This window comes from Pseudomonas folii (genome assembly GCF_014357575.1).
GTDB lineage: Bacteria > Pseudomonadota > Gammaproteobacteria > Pseudomonadales > Pseudomonadaceae > Aquipseudomonas > Aquipseudomonas folii.
Map to the genome: position 1 here is coordinate 41,887 of NZ_JACONW010000008.1, position 15,016 is coordinate 56,902.

16 protein-coding genes and 2 tRNA genes are annotated in these 15,016 nt (G+C 53.6%); 9 read left to right on the plus strand and 9 right to left on the minus strand.

Annotated features, from left to right (window positions below):
- Position 1 precedes the first annotated feature (1 nt).
- The 4 genes from uvrC to H8S59_RS03395 all read left to right on the plus strand — a co-directional run bounded on the left by uvrC (position 2) and on the right by H8S59_RS03395 (position 2,677).
- Complete coding sequence (gene uvrC / locus H8S59_RS03380; RefSeq protein ID WP_122397316.1) at positions 2-1,825, plus strand: excinuclease ABC subunit UvrC; 1,824 nt, start codon at positions 2-4, stop codon at positions 1,823-1,825.
- A 32-nt stretch (positions 1,826-1,857) separates the two neighbouring features.
- Positions 1,858-2,418: a CDP-diacylglycerol--glycerol-3-phosphate 3-phosphatidyltransferase gene (gene pgsA, locus H8S59_RS03385; protein ID WP_027898587.1), complete on the plus strand. Its 561-nt coding sequence runs from the start codon at positions 1,858-1,860 to the stop codon at positions 2,416-2,418.
- Positions 2,419-2,481: 63 nt separating this feature from the next.
- Positions 2,482-2,557 (plus strand) — tRNA-Gly (locus tag H8S59_RS03390).
- Between the two features lie 46 nt (positions 2,558-2,603).
- Positions 2,604-2,677 (plus strand) — tRNA-Cys (locus tag H8S59_RS03395).
- A 240-nt stretch (positions 2,678-2,917) separates the two neighbouring features.
- Here the strand turns inward: H8S59_RS03395 and H8S59_RS03400 are convergent.
- The 3 genes from H8S59_RS03400 to H8S59_RS03410 form a co-directional block, all read right to left on the minus strand.
- Positions 2,918-3,220, minus strand: coding sequence for a hypothetical protein (locus H8S59_RS03400; protein ID WP_187520518.1), 303 nt, complete (start codon positions 3,218-3,220; stop codon positions 2,918-2,920).
- 95 nt (positions 3,221-3,315) lie between these two features.
- Positions 3,316-3,606: a hypothetical protein gene (locus H8S59_RS03405; protein ID WP_187520519.1), complete on the minus strand. Its 291-nt coding sequence runs from the start codon at positions 3,604-3,606 to the stop codon at positions 3,316-3,318.
- A 95-nt stretch (positions 3,607-3,701) separates the two neighbouring features.
- A complete protein-coding gene (locus H8S59_RS03410) occupies positions 3,702-4,193 on the minus strand; it encodes a GNAT family N-acetyltransferase (RefSeq protein WP_187520520.1) in 492 nt (163 codons plus the stop codon).
- 392 nt (positions 4,194-4,585) lie between these two features.
- On the opposite strand from H8S59_RS03410, the gene H8S59_RS03415 reads away from it, so the two are divergent.
- On the plus strand, positions 4,586-5,299 hold the full coding sequence (locus tag H8S59_RS03415; RefSeq protein ID WP_425504555.1) for a hypothetical protein: 714 nt from the start codon (positions 4,586-4,588) through the stop codon (positions 5,297-5,299).
- A 116-nt stretch (positions 5,300-5,415) separates the two neighbouring features.
- Here H8S59_RS03415 and H8S59_RS03420 read toward each other — a convergent pair whose 3' ends face one another.
- Positions 5,416-6,315, minus strand: a complete 900-nt coding sequence (locus H8S59_RS03420) for an SDR family oxidoreductase (protein ID WP_187520522.1) — start codon at positions 6,313-6,315, stop codon at positions 5,416-5,418.
- A 98-nt stretch (positions 6,316-6,413) separates the two neighbouring features.
- Here H8S59_RS03420 and H8S59_RS03425 point away from each other — a divergent pair, with 98 nt between their 5' ends.
- Positions 6,414-7,247: a helix-turn-helix transcriptional regulator gene (locus tag H8S59_RS03425; RefSeq protein ID WP_187520523.1), complete on the plus strand. Its 834-nt coding sequence runs from the start codon at positions 6,414-6,416 to the stop codon at positions 7,245-7,247.
- A 118-nt stretch (positions 7,248-7,365) separates the two neighbouring features.
- On the opposite strand, the gene H8S59_RS03430 is transcribed toward H8S59_RS03425, so the two are convergent.
- The gene (locus tag H8S59_RS03430) at positions 7,366-8,202 is read right to left on the minus strand and encodes a PhzF family phenazine biosynthesis protein (RefSeq protein WP_187520524.1); all 837 of its coding nucleotides are present in this window, start codon (positions 8,200-8,202) and stop codon (positions 7,366-7,368) included.
- 214 nt (positions 8,203-8,416) lie between these two features.
- On the opposite strand from H8S59_RS03430, the gene H8S59_RS03435 reads away from it, so the two are divergent.
- On the plus strand, positions 8,417-8,749 hold the full coding sequence (locus H8S59_RS03435) for a DUF7957 family protein (protein ID WP_095093800.1): 333 nt from the start codon (positions 8,417-8,419) through the stop codon (positions 8,747-8,749).
- A gap of 410 nt (positions 8,750-9,159) precedes the next feature.
- Positions 9,160-10,941: a potassium transporter Kup gene (locus H8S59_RS03440; RefSeq protein ID WP_425504556.1), complete on the plus strand. Its 1,782-nt coding sequence runs from the start codon at positions 9,160-9,162 to the stop codon at positions 10,939-10,941.
- A gap of 419 nt (positions 10,942-11,360) precedes the next feature.
- On the opposite strand, the gene H8S59_RS03445 is transcribed toward H8S59_RS03440, so the two are convergent.
- On the minus strand, positions 11,361-11,603 hold the full coding sequence (locus tag H8S59_RS03445) for a hypothetical protein (RefSeq protein ID WP_187520525.1): 243 nt from the start codon (positions 11,601-11,603) through the stop codon (positions 11,361-11,363).
- Between the two features lie 318 nt (positions 11,604-11,921).
- Positions 11,922-12,185 (minus strand): hypothetical protein, encoded by a 264-nt coding sequence (locus tag H8S59_RS03450; RefSeq protein ID WP_187520526.1) that lies wholly within the window; start codon positions 12,183-12,185, stop codon positions 11,922-11,924.
- A 307-nt stretch (positions 12,186-12,492) separates the two neighbouring features.
- Between H8S59_RS03450 and H8S59_RS03455 the strand changes: the two genes are divergently transcribed.
- Positions 12,493-12,675 (plus strand): hypothetical protein, encoded by a 183-nt coding sequence (locus tag H8S59_RS03455; protein WP_095093795.1) that lies wholly within the window; start codon positions 12,493-12,495, stop codon positions 12,673-12,675.
- 129 nt (positions 12,676-12,804) lie between these two features.
- Here H8S59_RS03455 and H8S59_RS03460 read toward each other — a convergent pair whose 3' ends face one another.
- The gene (locus H8S59_RS03460; RefSeq protein WP_095093794.1) at positions 12,805-13,074 is read right to left on the minus strand and encodes a superinfection immunity protein; all 270 of its coding nucleotides are present in this window, start codon (positions 13,072-13,074) and stop codon (positions 12,805-12,807) included.
- A gap of 1,556 nt (positions 13,075-14,630) precedes the next feature.
- Entirely contained in the window at positions 14,631-14,879 is a 249-nt protein-coding gene (locus H8S59_RS03465) for a hypothetical protein (RefSeq protein ID WP_187520527.1), read from the minus strand.
- Positions 14,880-15,016: the final 137 nt, after the last annotated feature.

Here is a 15,016-nt window from a genome sequence, read left to right on the forward strand (position 1 = left end):
AATGAACCCACCGTTTGACCCGAGTGCCTTTCTTGCAACCTGTAGCGGTCGTCCTGGCGTGTATCGCATGTTCGATACCGAGGCGCGCCTGCTGTATGTCGGCAAAGCCAAGAATCTGAAAAACCGGCTGGCGAGCTACTTTCGCAAGACCGGCCACGCCCCAAAGACCAGTGCATTGGTCTCGCGGATCGCTCAGATCGAAACCACCATCACCGCCAATGAAACCGAGGCGCTGCTGCTTGAGCAGACGCTGATCAAAGAATGGCGGCCGCCTTACAACATTCTGCTGCGCGACGATAAGTCCTATCCCTACGTCTATCTTTCGGATGGCGACTTTCCGCGTCTGAGCATTCATCGCGGCGCCAAGAAACCCAAAGGTCGTTATTTCGGTCCTTACCCCAGTGCCGGCGCGGTGCGGGAAAGCCTGAGCCTGATGCAGAAGACCTTTCTGGTGCGTCAGTGCGAAGACAGCTTTTACAAGAACCGCACCCGACCGTGCCTGCAATACCAGATCAAACGCTGCAAGGGGCCTTGCGTCGGTCTCGTGGAACCCGAGGTTTACGCGGAAGATGTGCGCCACTCGGTGATGTTCCTCGAAGGTCGCAGTAATACGCTGACCGACGAGTTGAACGCGCTGATGGAAAAAGCCGCCATGAGCCTGGATTTTGAACAGGCTGCCGAACTGCGCGACCAGATTGCGTTGCTGCGCCGGGTTCAGGATCAACAGAGCATGGAAGGCGGCACGGGTGATGTGGATGTCGTTGCCGCGTTCGTCAACCCCGGCGGTGCTTGCGTGCACCTGATCAGCGTGCGCGGGGGCAGAGTGCTGGGTAGCAAGAACTTCTTCCCGCAGGTCGGTATCGAGGAGGAGGTGGGCGAGGTCATGTCGGCCTTCCTGTCGCAGTATTTCCTTGGCGGTGTTGATCGTGAGCTGCCAGCTGAAATCATCGTCAATGTGCTGCATGACGACTTCCCGACCCTGATCGACGCCATTGAAGAGTCCCGAGGCCGCGAACTGGTGATCAGTCATCGGGTGCGTGGCACTCGTGCCCGCTGGCAGCAGATGGCGGTGACCAACGCGGAACAGGCATTGGCTGCGCGGCTTGCCAATCGTCAGCATGTGGCGGCGCGCTTCGATGCACTGCAAAAGGTTTTGAAACTCGACGAGCCGCCGTTGCGCCTTGAGTGTTATGACATCAGCCATTCCAGCGGTGAAGCCACAGTGGCCTCCTGCGTGGTATTTGGTCCTGAAGGGCCGATCAAGTCGGATTATCGCCGCTACAATATCGAAGGTGTTACGGCAGGGGATGACTATGCCGCCATGCACCAGGCGCTTACCCGGCGTTTCAGCAAACTGAAAGACGGCGAGGGCAAGCTGCCGGATATTCTGCTGGTTGACGGTGGTAAAGGGCAGATGTCCATGGCTCGGGATGTATTGAATGAACTGGCGGTGCCTGACCTGATCCTGCTGGGTGTTGCCAAAGGTACTACTCGTAAGGCAGGCTTTGAAACGCTGTACCTTAACGATTCCGCTCACGAATTTACCCTGCCGGGGGATTCACCGGCGCTGCACCTGATTCAACAGATTCGCGACGAAGCTCACCGTTTTGCAATTACTGGACACCGGGCACGGCGCGGCAAGACACGGCGCACTTCGAGTCTTGAAGGCGTTGCCGGAGTAGGGCCGACACGGCGTCGGGACCTGCTCAAGCATTTTGGTGGTTTGCAGGAATTGTCCCGCGCCAGCATCGAAGAAATCGCAAAAGCGCCCGGAATCAGTAAAAAGCTTGCAGAGTCGATTTATGCGAACCTGCACAGCGAGTAGAATGCCCGCTCACCTCGTAGCAAGTTGTGCCGATGAATATCCCTAATCTGATCACCGTTCTACGTGTCCTCCTGATTCCGATCTTCATTCTGCTGTTTTATCTGCCTTACCACTGGAGCTACATGGCAGCCAGTAGCGTGTTCGCTTTTGCCGCGGCGACCGACTGGCTCGATGGTTATCTGGCTCGCCGTCTGGAGCAAAGCACGCCGTTTGGCGCGTTTCTCGATCCGGTGGCGGACAAACTGATGGTTGCAGTGGCACTGGTATTGCTGGTTCAGGCCCACGCCAATCTATGGCTGACACTGCCTGCAGCGGTGATTATCGGCCGTGAGATCGTTATTTCCGCGTTGCGCGAATGGATGGCCGAACTGGGCGCCAGGGCCCAGGTTGCGGTATCCAACCTGGGCAAATGGAAGACCGCTGCGCAAATGCTTGCGCTGGTCATCCTGCTGGCTAATCCCCCTGCGTTCACTTTCTGGGTGGTGTTGGGTTACGTGTTGCTGATTCTTGCTGCAGGCCTGACTTTATGGTCGATGCTGCAATACCTGAGAGCTGCATGGCCGCATCTGAAAACCACGGCCGATAAAAAATAAGTTTTTAAAACAAAGGGTTGACGGCGCGGTTTGAATCTATAGAATAGCGCCCGTCACCAAGATGCGGGAATAGCTCAGTTGGTAGAGCACGACCTTGCCAAGGTCGGGGTCGCGAGTTCGAGTCTCGTTTCCCGCTCCAAGTTTGTACACATTGAGTGTTTGTTGTTTGGGCACTGGATGTTTGAGGCCGAGTAGCAAAATGGTTATGCCGCGGATTGCAAATCCGCTTACGCCGGTTCGATTCCGACCTCGGCCTCCACTATTAAAGAACCCGAAGATTAACGTCTTCGGGTTTTTTATTGCGTGGGAAAATCCTGCAGGAGCGATCGAGGCGGCTATCCACATTGCTTGCGATCGCAGCTGATATTGCCAATGGTTCGATTGTTTTCTTCGGTTGGGCTTTTAGCCAGTCGGCGAAAGAAAGGCAGGTTTCTCTATCTCGTGGTCATCGACTTGATCCAGGTCGCTCCAAGGGTCGTTCCGTACGAGAACCCATCCTTTATCTATCGAGCCTGTCGAGCGCTTCCTTCAGGCCCGAGATTGCAGATAGTGCCCACAGGTGGTGCTGCTCTGTACTGTGCCCGAGAGTGATGTCGTATCCGAGCATCGATGATGAGTGAGCGCGTAGCCGCTCGATGTTTTCGGCAGCGTACGGAGCGCGCTCCTTGAAATACTCATCGAGTCCTTTAGTAAGGATAGATATCGCGCTGAATGCCGCGGCATGCAGAAACAGATCGTCTGTCCCGCGTGCAGCGCTGAGAAGATCTTCTATTTTGTTGAGAGCCTGTTTCGGGTCATTCATCAGATAATCTCGATCTGTAACGCTCGGGTGAAGCCAGAAACTACTGCTCGGCCCGCATCGCCGCCACTGGCAATTACCCGGATTTCTGGAGATGTTTAGAGCCTGGAAGCCTGAATGGCTGCTTCGAACAAAGGGCCCGTGATCCGGCGGCTTTTGTACTCACTGACAAAATAATTGATTCGGTTAGCCAGGTGCTGAATGGATAGCCAGCCTAAGCCTATGTAGTCGCGCAATTCTTCATCGTTGAGTTTAATCAGGCATTCATAACTCACAAAAGACGCCTCGCAGTTGACGAGGATATAGATTGAGCCATCTCCTGCGCGAAGAAGCTGCCAATAATCATCCGTTGTGTGATATGTCGCAGGCGTGAGCTGAATCAGATCCATGTTTTATCTTCTTACCTTACCGTGCAGGTTCTAACCATAACATGACTGCGAGAGACGATTCTTGAACGCCGGCTATAGGTCCGAAGCGGTTGTTATCATGTGATGGTTTTAGCCATTTCAGAGGTTCCCATCCAGCCAATTTGCTCATACACGGGCTTTCCAGTCTTGGTTGCGTGTAGCACGGCGAAGGTGAGTCCTCGTCTGGCAAACTCAGTTTCGGCTAGTTGCATCAAGCCTGAAGCCAGGCCACGACGCCGGTATGCCGGCTCGACAAATACATTGAGCACGTAACCACGCTGACCCATGGTGGGGTGCGAAGGGTGGGGTGGCCAGTCGATGGTCATAAGACCAATGGCTGCAACAACCTGATCAGCATCGCAGAGTGCAAATCCGTAGTAGCGACCATCATCCAGCCGCTCCTCAAGCCATGGACGAAAATGTTCAGTCATGGCTTGTAAATTCTCAGGATTCCCGCCAGCTTCAAGAAACATTGTTTGACGGTGCAAGCTGATCATATTGGCGTCATCTCGACCAAGAGGTCGGCATTGCAGCCCGGAAAACTCGATACGTCCTTGTGGTTCAATCATTACTTTCTCGTTGCCGGGTGGGTGTCGAAGAAAAAACAGACTATGGTATTTCAGGAGTAAGCGTCCAGCCTCAGCCGCCTGTGACTCCTGTCCATAACTCGCTACGCGCGAGCTGGAAATCTGGATCGAACCCGTAGGAGCTGCCGAAGGCTGCGAGGCATTCACCCTCACACACCGCCATCGCAGCCTCCGGCAGCGCTTACAGAAAGTGCATTTCAATCACTTCTGTAGCATGGCTGATTCGCGGGGCGATTCACCAATCCGGCCCCATACCGCACTTTTCTCGATTTTCCCGATCTATGTCTGTCCCGACCGCGCTGATTTCCCGCGCGGACAGCGAATCTGACTGAGTGACGATGGATCGCACGTTACCTGCATGTTTCATTCAATTGATGCGCCAGCCGCTGTTGATGGCGGTGGTTTTTCTGCTCGGTATCAGCGGTTGCAGCCAGCAGCAGGGCCGCGATATCGCCAATCAATTCAGCAAAGGCAAACCTGACGAGATCTTCCAGACCAGCGTTGACCGTATGGCCACGTTAGGCATGCACGACAATCTGCAAAGCCTGTATCTGTTGATGAACAAGCTTTATATGCGCAATCCTAACCAGTGGCGGCAATCGGGTTACACCGATGAGGTCAGTGCTGCGCGGGCGATCCGCCAAGCCATAGAATTGCGTCAGCCGTTGCCCGCCCTTGGGGAGCGTCGGGATCTGGCAGCGCTAAGTTATTCCTTGAGTCCGGAGTTTCGCGGCGATCGTGTCGGGGCATTTATCTACGCGATTGGTAGCATGCTGATCACTGCTCACGGGGGCCGCACCGAGTTTTATGTAACGGACTCCATCAATCCGCAGTTCGTCAGCAATGCTGCCCGTAATATCGAAAAAGCCACCTGGTTGCTGAGCCAGCGTCAGGATGCCAATGGCGAGCTGTTGCTGTTCTCCAATGAGATATCCGACCAAACCAGTAACCTGAGTTTCGCCGTGGAGTTTGGCAAGATAGTCGCGCGTCTGGATTTGCTGGCGCAGATTCAGGATGAGCGTTACCGGCGTATTGGCCTTAATTACGCGCAGAGTTTATTGCTGATGAATTTTCTGCCGGTGCAGTAGTGGATAAGTAAGCGGCGTGCGCGCGTACGCATGCTTGTGCTTTGTTCGAAAGGATTCGCTAAGGTGTAAAGGCCGCGTTGCCAGCGCGGCCGTGACATGAGTCGAGAGGGATAGCATTAGTTCGCCAGACCGTCGTCCCGCATGTTCTGCAAGTCAGTCAAAAGCGTTGGCCCCTGTGGATTCCATTGCAAGGCCTCTCTGGTCAGGGTGCTGGAGGCAGACATATCTTTGCTCACGAAAGGGGTTAGCCAGCCAAAATGAGCGGCTGCGCTTTCCGCATCCATAGCAACTAACGGTAGCCCCCATTTATGAGCGATCATCTCCGCGATGCGCCTGAATGGAACAGACTCTTCAGCGGTAGCGTGATAGCGCGAACCGGATGCCTGCCTTTCCAATGCCAGGCGATACAGCTGCGCCGTGTCCTTGATATGCGTTGCGGACCAGCCGTTGAGCGCGCCTTCGATATAAGCAGAGATTCCAGTCTTGCGGGCTAATCCAATGACCTCCGTCACCAAGCCTTGCTTTCTGGTGTCGTGAATCTGGGAAAGACGCATGACCGAGACATTAACGCCTCGTTGAGACAGTTCCAGGCCCGCCAGTTCCGAGGCCACTCTGGGATTGGGATGGTCAGGGTTAAAAGAGTTCTCGAGCGCTTTTTGCCCGGGCACCGTCGAACCCATTGCCGTGCTTGAGCTGATGATCAGCGGGCAGTCACTTCCTTCAAGTGCCGCACCGAGAGCAAGAATTGCACGTCGATCTTTCTGGCAGTTTTCCATAAAGTTCGCAAAGTTGTGATCGAAGGCGGTATGGATCACGCCATCACATTCGCTGGCACCACGTTGCAGGCTTTGCAGGTCTTCGATATTTCCCGGATAAGCGTGCATCCCGATTGCTGCCAGCGCTTGTCTACCTGACTCGGAACGCGTAAGTCCGGATACCTCGTGCCCTGATGCAATCAGCTCCGACGCGACATGTGAGCCAATAAACCCTGTTGAACCAGTTAAAAAGATACGCATGATCGAACTCTCTATGTGCTGATCCGATACAGTGCGCTTAAGCTGCATCCTGTAAAAGCAGGGACATTATCAGGGTATAAATACTACTGGGATAAAACATGCCGGACCCGTCGAATAACGCACTGGGACTTTACTTGAAGGATTGTCGGGGCCGTATTGATCCTTTGGCTCTCGGATTCCCGGCAGGGCGACGTCGCACTCCTGGTTTACGTCGGGAGGAAGTTGCGGCCAGGGCAAATATCAGCCCCACCTGGTATACGTGGCTTGAGCAAGGTCGGGGCGGAAACCCGTCAGCGGAAGTGTTGAACCGGATTGTTGAAAGTCTTTTGTTGACCGACTCCGAGCGAGAGCATGTTTTCATGCTCGCGTTCGGCCATCCGCCGGAAGTGGTCTACAAGCCGCCCGAGGGAGTTACACCCCGGCTACAACGGCTGCTGGACAGTTTTGAGACCAGCCCAGCCATTATCAAAAGCGCGACATGGGATGTGCTTGCCTGGAACCGTGCCGCGGCGGCTGTGCTCACTGACTATGGGACGCTGCCGTTTGAACAGCGCAATATCCTGCGGCTGATTTTCTGCAGCCCGAAGATTCGCGCGGGGCAACTTGACTGGGAAGCAACGGCAAGGTTTGTGGTCGGTGCATTCAGGGCGGATGCCATTCGGGCCGGTGCCCAATCGGAAGTCGCCAGACTTGTGGAAGAACTCTGTGCACAGAGCCCCGAATTTGCTTCGTTCTGGCGTGACAATGATGTGCGTGTCCATGGTGACGGAGTCAAACGCCTGCGACACGAAACCCTTGGATTGATCGAGCTCGAATATTCCGGCTTTGCCGTAGAAGGCCGCCCGGACCTGGGAATGATTGTTTATAGTCCTATGACGAAATCGGACGCTGATCGAATCCGTGCACTTATTCAAGCGTCGGTAGCCAGCTGATATCAGGTCAGTGCCCGGATCATATCCGGTTGACCTAAGCCGCCGTGGTTAGAAGGTGCCTTTGTAAGGTGCTTGCGAAATAAACATGTCTTGCAACGGCGATCTTTTTAATCATCTGCTAAAAAGACACTCGACCGGTAATGCAGTTTTGAACTTCCCCTCCGACCCAGATACGCTCGCCGATTTGTTCCACCTGAATTCGTCCGAGACGTCCCAACGCTGTACCTTGGCTGGCGGCATATCGTTTTGGCATTAGCCCGGCTGGTATTAGCCATTGGGCAAGGCCGGCATTAAGGCTACCAGTAACAGGGTCTTCGGTAGACCTGTTACTAATAAAGGCTCGAACTTCGATATCAGCTTCTGCATCTCGCCCGATCCAAGGCGCAAAGGCTCCTACGTTCAACCCGTTCAGTGCTGCATAGTCTGGATGTATTGCCAACAATTCTTCACGCGACCGCAGCATTACGACGACCCAACCCGGGCCGTTGTCTGCCCATTGGCTCGCAATGATACGGTCAGGCGCAACACGCAACCCATCGATGATGCGGCGCAAAACATCGTCTTCAACCGCGCCTCCACGTAGCAAAGGTGGTGCCGCGAAAGCCAGGCGAGGGCCGTCGCATCGGATGTGAACCAAACCTGCACCACATTCCTGAACGACTTCTTTACGTTGCGATAAACCATTATCCCCCAGCCACACGTAACAGCTGCCTAAGGTAGGGTGGCCAGCGAAGGGAAGTTCACGCATTGGAGTAAAGATACGTACACGATAATCCGCATCAGGATTGGTAGGACGCATGAGAAATGTAGTCTCGCTGAGGTTTGTCCAGCGTGCGAACGCAGCCATTTGTTCGGTGGTCAGATCATCAGCGTCGCTTACGACTGCGAGGGCATTGCCTTCCAGGGGCTTGCTAGCGAATACATCGACCTGGTGAAAACTCAGTGTATTGGGCATAAAGCTCTCGCAAGTCGGCATACATGTGAAAGGTAACCCTAAATAGATCGCAGGATAGTGTCCACATACTTGATCGATCAGCACCCAGGTACTGCGTGGTGCCATCGACTATGCGGCAGCAACTCACCAATCTGATTAATCTTCTGCGTTGGCAGCGTGATACGGTAGTAAACCGCAATGGAGTAACCATCGCGGTGATGGACAGGAAGAGTGTATGCAACTCGAAGTCAGCGGCAACTGGATTTTCGGAGAGGGGATAAGGTTTGAAGTTGAATATCCCGCCCTTGAAGCTGTGTTAATCAACCGACGGGTGCTGGTGACGTTTGACTGGATGGCTTTTGAGAGGAGTGCTCCTGCGCGAAATCTCTTCTGCTACGACTCGTCAGGCAATCTGCTTTGGCGAGCACCCGCTATTGGAATCGGGGCCGTCGATGCCTATACCGGTGTAACGAATGAGGAGCCCCTTTGGGTAGGAAATTTTTCTGGATTCAATTGCCGGATAGATGAAACATCTGGTCAGGTTCTACAGACTTGCTTCACTAAATAAACACTGCCTTCAGGTAGCGTCAGGCGCCTGAAAGCTAACGGGGTTTTTTGCGACCTGAAGATTTTACGTTTTCTTTATATTCCATCCTCTCGATTTACCTAAAATTTACGCCTTTCGCTAAGACGTCTGACGGCCACTCCGGCCCGGATAGCCTGGTGCCCGAAACGGCGTGGCGAAACCTCCGCTAATCAAACACAACGCGCGTATTGAAGAATTCGTGTATGGCCTCTGTATCAGGCGAAGAAATGCGCCTGTTTATAGAGCCGCCCCCAACACAGTGAGAACCGCTCTTGACTCAATCGTCGACCATTACCGCTGAGAGTACCGTTAAAAAAAGCACAGCAAGCGGACTGCTAATTGCCGCCATTGGCGTTGTGTATGGAGATATCGGTACCAGCCCTTTATATACGATGAAAGAGATTTTCGGCGGCCATTACGGGGTGCTACCCACAGAAGCTGGGGTCTATGGCGTTCTGTCACTCATCTTTTGGTCGCTCATCTGGGTCGTAACGATTAAATATGTGCTGTTCATCCTTCGAGCAAGTCATCAGGGTGAGGGCGGCATTATGGCGCTGACAGTGCTGGCTCGCAGAGCAACGGTAGGGCTTCCGAGACTGCAAACGCTGTTAGTCATGCTTGGGATCTTTGGTGCCGCGCTGTTTTACGGCGACAGCATGATCACCCCTGCGATTTCGGTTCTGTCAGCGGTCGAGGGCCTTGATCTGGCGTTTGATGGCATCAGCGCGTGGGTCGTACCTATAGCTACGATTATTTTGATCGCGTTATTTGCCATCCAGAAACACGGGACTGCAAAGATTGGTGCACTGTTCGGCCCGGTCATGGTTCTTTGGTTCGTCGTCCTGGGTTGCTTGGGCGTGCACGGTATCATTCAGCGTCCAGAGGTGCTGCAGGCACTGAATCCGGTATGGGCGTTCAATTTTTTCATCAGTCACCCAGGTATCGGCATCACGATTCTGGGCGCTGTCGTGCTCGCCTTGACGGGTGCAGAAGCCCTTTATGCTGACATGGGCCATTTCGGGCGCAAGCCGATTGCAAGGGCGTGGTTTCTGTTGGTCTTGCCAGGCCTGGTGTTGAACTACTTCGGCCAAGGCGCGCTGATATTGGGTACACCGGATGCCGTGCGGAACCCATTTTATCTGTTGGCACCTGACTGGGCACTGCTGCCCATGGTAGCGCTGTCGACGTTGGCAACTGTTATCGCCTCACAGGCCGTCATTTCGGGCGCGTTTTCGCTGACCCATCAGGCCATTCAATTGGGCTATGTGCCGCGAATGTTCATTCAACACACCTCAAGCCAAGAGCAAGGGCAGATCTATATAGGCGTTGTAAACTGGGCCTTGATGGTCGGCGTCGTACTTCTGGTCATCGGCTTTGAATCGTCAGGTGCATTGGCTGCCGCTTATGGGGTCGCTGTAACTGGCACGATGTTGATTACCACCTTTCTGGCTTCGGCAGTTGCTCTGCTGCTGTGGAATGCTCCGCGCTGGTTTGCCATTCCCATGCTGTTCGGATTCCTGCTCGTCGATGGTCTGTATTTCGCTGCCAATGTGCCGAAGATTTTCCAGGGCGGTGCGTTTCCGGTCGTTGCGGGCATCGCGCTCTTCGTGTTGATGACAACGTGGAAGCGGGGTCGTGAAATCTTGATGGAGCGACTGGATGAAACCCATCTTGCTCTGCCGGTATTTGTCGAGAGTATTGCCGCTGGCCCGCCGCATCGGGTGCAAGGCACGGCGGTCTTCCTGACGGCTAAGTCCGGCGCGGTTCCACATGCCTTGCTGCACAACATGCTGCACAATCAGGTGTTGCATGAGCAGGTCGTTCTCTTGACGGTCATATCTGACGAGAGACCACGGGTGCCGCCCAATGAGCGTGTTGAGGTAGAGAGCTGTGGGGAAGGGTTTTACAGAGTCACTCTTAATTTCGGTTTTATTGAAGAGCCGGATGTACCCCGCGCGCTGCTCCACTGTCGATTCGATGGACTGGAGTTTGCTCCAATGCGTACAACGTATTTCCTGAGTCGAGAAACCATCATCCCTACCAAACAGATCGGGATGGCGCTTTGGAGAGAACGCCTCTTCTCGTTCATGTTGAAGAACGCCAACGGAAGCCTCAGGTACTTCAATTTGCCGGTTAACCGGGTTATTGAGCTCGGTACACAAGTGGAGATGTAGGTAAGGCCGACTCTGGGGGGCTTGCGCTGCTTGAATGCCAATCCAGGCTGGTCCGTGAACCTTTCAGGACACGTGCTAGCCGTAGAGAAGGTTGATGCCCGCTTGGCTTGCCGCTGACGTTCGAACCGAACTTGTCCCCAGCGCCTGTAAAAGGTTCTCCACGCGGGCAGAGAACAATTTGAACTGCCGCTCCCTCAAGGTGCCGAAACAGCACCAACCATGAGGACAGTGCAATGACTGACGAAAAGAAAGAGCCGCCGAAAGATGACACACCTGCTCATTCCACCAAGGAAGAGCAGGAACGTCTGAAGGATTTCAATAAGGGTGGTATTCCGCCTGGCGCCTGCTGAGCGGCCGACGTCGCTATTCGCGCCTTGCTTCGAGCGCGCGAATAGCGGCTGCAGGTGATTTGCGTCGAGCTAGCGAGGCTCTTCGACGGATTCCCGATTAATTCGTCCAGCCTTCACCTCATCTACGAAGCTGAGCAGGTTCGATTCGCAAGCCTGATAATTATTTACGATTTCCCTTATTGCATCAGCTTCCGTCTGGTTGCCAGCATCAGCTAAATCCTGCGCCTTTTTGTGCAGATCCGCGGACGACCACTTGAGCAGAAATGCTGCCGACACAAGTGCATCCCGAAGTTCCTGATTATCCCTGGTCATGCCTGTCTGGTCCTTTTTAAAGTCGACCCTCTTTAGTTCAGAGGTAGTTCAGAGGTCGAAGACGCGCCAAATTGTATCTTGAATACGTACTCGATATTTAGCGAGAAAAGGGTTGAGTCGCGGCTATGGTTTTGAGGCCCGGAAAACAACAAGGGCCTACGCCAGAAATCTGTGTAAGCCCTTGATTTAAAATAATGTTCCGCGCCGTTATCGAATCGGCAGTCCAGGGCGAGGCATTCTAAGGCCCGGTCTGAGCGTTTGACAATCATAATGATAAACATAAAGAAGCCCGCATCATGCACGGCTTGCGCGTCTGGCTCAGAGATCCTTTTTCACCTCTTTGTCGATGTGCTTGTCAGCCTTGTGGCGCTCTTTGTCATCATGTTTAGCGCCTTTATCCACCTCGTCTGCGTCGTGCTTCACGCCTTTATCCACTTCCTTTGCATCATGTTCAACACCTTTGTCCAATTCACGATTGTCGTGCCGGATGCCTTTCTCCAGTTCGCTTTCAGCCAAAGCGAGAGGTACGGCCGCGCCCATCAGGAAAGTAGCGGTTATTGCCGACAGAATGAATTTGCCCATTGAATTTCTCCCAAGCGTGAAAAACTGACCCGTCATGGACCATCAATTTCGAGCATAGGCCAAGGATATCGGGCCTTCAAGGCACTCGATGAAGCGTTTCACTTGGCTGAGGACAAGCAGGATTTGACTGGTGATGACGACGGCTCGGTGACTGTCAGATGGGATTGCTCGCGGTTCAGGATCGCTCGGTTGGGGCGATAGAGGAGCGGCAGTAGGTGTATGCGCCATTCTGGCTATCAGAATCAGGCCAAGCCGGTTGAATTGTCGGCAGGTCTCTTTGTCAGCTTTCTTTTAAGGAGGAACGCTCATGGCAGTCACATTGAAAACGCTAACCGGTGAAGATATCCCAAGTGAGCATCGTCGCCCCGATCTTGAAGCCCTGATCGAAGTGAAAAGTCACGACGGAACGCTTCATTATCTGGAGTCAGAAGAAGAGGCGGCGAACCTGGTTGTGGATTTGCACAAGGAAGATCAGGAGGAGGGCGGCTGACGAATACCTTAATTCCGCGCAAAGAAAAGCCCGCGATGGGGGAGCGGGCTAAGGCCTGATAGAGCCTGTAATTAGATTACGAGACGCTATGTGAAAACAATGTGAAGAATGGCCGGTTGGTTGGGCCTTTTATCTGCTCTCCATCCTGAAAACAATCGCACGGTAATAGGCCGCCAGCCAGCCGATGCCGGTCCATCCCAACAGCAGGTTCAGCTTGAAGATCGAATTGCGGATCTCGACCCCATGAGTGATGGCGTAAAGAGTGGGGTAGAAATAAAGTCCGACTGCGCTTGTGATGAACAATAGGTTTGCAGCTGTAGCGGCCAAGCCCTCGCCATTTCGACATAGGTAGCTGAACGTGAGTAGAAGGATCAGCAGGATCCAACCAAAGATATGCATCTAAAGCGCCTTATCGAGTTATCGTCGCGCCGATGGAGGCGTTCTGATATCACTATGGGCGTGTGGCGAAAAGAATCCTGCTCAAAAAAATCTATAGGGTCGATAGCCTGAATGTACGGTCCGGCTTCTTGTCCCTTTGACCACTACATCATGTCTTTGGAATAACCACGTTGATTATGATCCTGGAGTTTTTCGTGCCTGAACTGCGACAGTCGAAAATCCATCTGATTGACTGGTCTGTTCAGGGGAAGGCCTCGCCTGCCGATGACCGGGATGCTGTAAAAGCTTTAGTGGGGAAGTGGGCGTTGCTCAATCCATAGAGTCGAACTCCATAACCTTACCGTTCGTCAGAACCCGAGCACTATCAAGGAGATGACTAGTCGATAAATAGCCAATAATTAAAAGGGATTTTTATGAACTCCAATTTTTTTGACACAACCAACGCACATGATCTGGTCGTTGAACTCGACAGAGCGACTGAGATAATGATGTCCCTGCATGTGGGACAGGTTGGCGGTGAGCAGTGGAGGGATGCGTGCTCGCGTCAGCAGAGTGCCTTTCGGGTATGGCGTGAATACCTCTATCGCAAAGCTGATGAGAAGCCGCCAGCGCGGTTGCTTAGCATCGGCTGACATTACAGGCGCAGGCCTCTCCTGATGCCTCGCGGCTGGTTATGCTGGCGCGATTATCGTTAGTGCGGCCGCTCGAACAATTGCGTGACGAGTTCAGAACTCGTGTCTCAGTGATAATGAAATGCCCCCCATGCCTGGACTACTCAGCGCCTGCTGAGTCGCTGTCCTTCATTAATACGAACACAGATTTGTTGCCGAACGAGGCGAGAGTTTCGTGTACCCCCATAGCGGATCGGCCACGCTGATCATACGCCACTTGGCGCTCCATTCTCGGCCTCAACGCAAAAGTGCCTTTCCTGCCAGCCACGTTTTCCGGTATTCCGCACAGTACTTGGATTGGCTTTCGAAACGCTGAGCGACCCTGCGAAGTATCCGTTCGTCTGAAACTTTGAAATCCGCGTGCAGACTCGATTTGTCATGGTCTCATTTGTTCACCTCTTAAGAAGAAGCCAACAATGGTCCTCATAAGGAAAATTTCCGAAGGCAGTCATGACCTGTTGAGCCAGCTCAATCGCGCTACGGCAGAGATGATGTCTCTGCCGATAAGTAGCATCGGCAGCTGCGAGTGGCGAATCGCCCAATCTCGTCAGGAGCAGGCATTCCTCCGATGGCATTGCTACATCAGTAAGGAAAATGTTCTGAGACTCAAGGAGCCGCGGTTAGCCACTACTGCACACGTTGCCTGATTTCGAAAATCCACTCTCATCCGCCTGACACTACCGCACCTGGTCATTGGTGAGGGTGTGTGCGGCAGGCTGTCGCGACTGCTCAGGCGGGGCTTCGTAGAGACCTCTGCCTGCGCGGGTCGCGATTTTTGTCTGCCGGGCAGTGGATCCTCGTCTGGGCTTTCGACTTCGCAGACCAAGGCTCGAAGTCGAGCGGCTTCCGTGTCGCATGCGGGTTGGTAGCATTCAGGCAGGTACGTCATGGCTTGCGTTCAGTGCAGCGTGATTTGGGATGATGAGGAAAGCTGATGCCGATTTGACCTTCATAGAAACAGCCCCCTACTGAGCAGGTTTCATCACCAGCGCCCACCGCATCGCTGCTGAATTTTCGCGATGTGCCTGAGGAGGAGGCCGTATGAAAATGCTTATAATCAAACACGGCTATCAGGCAGGGAGCTTTTGAAGTGGGGATTGTTTTAAGCATGATTTTGACGTTGGGCGGGTTCATGCTGGGCGCCACCGTCATCTATGAGTTGCCCGGGATCAGTCACGAGACCGGTACCTGGCTTTTTGTCGCCTGGATGGTCTTACAGACTCTTATACTCCGTTACATCGAAATCAAAATCACCGGACGCTGACGGTTGG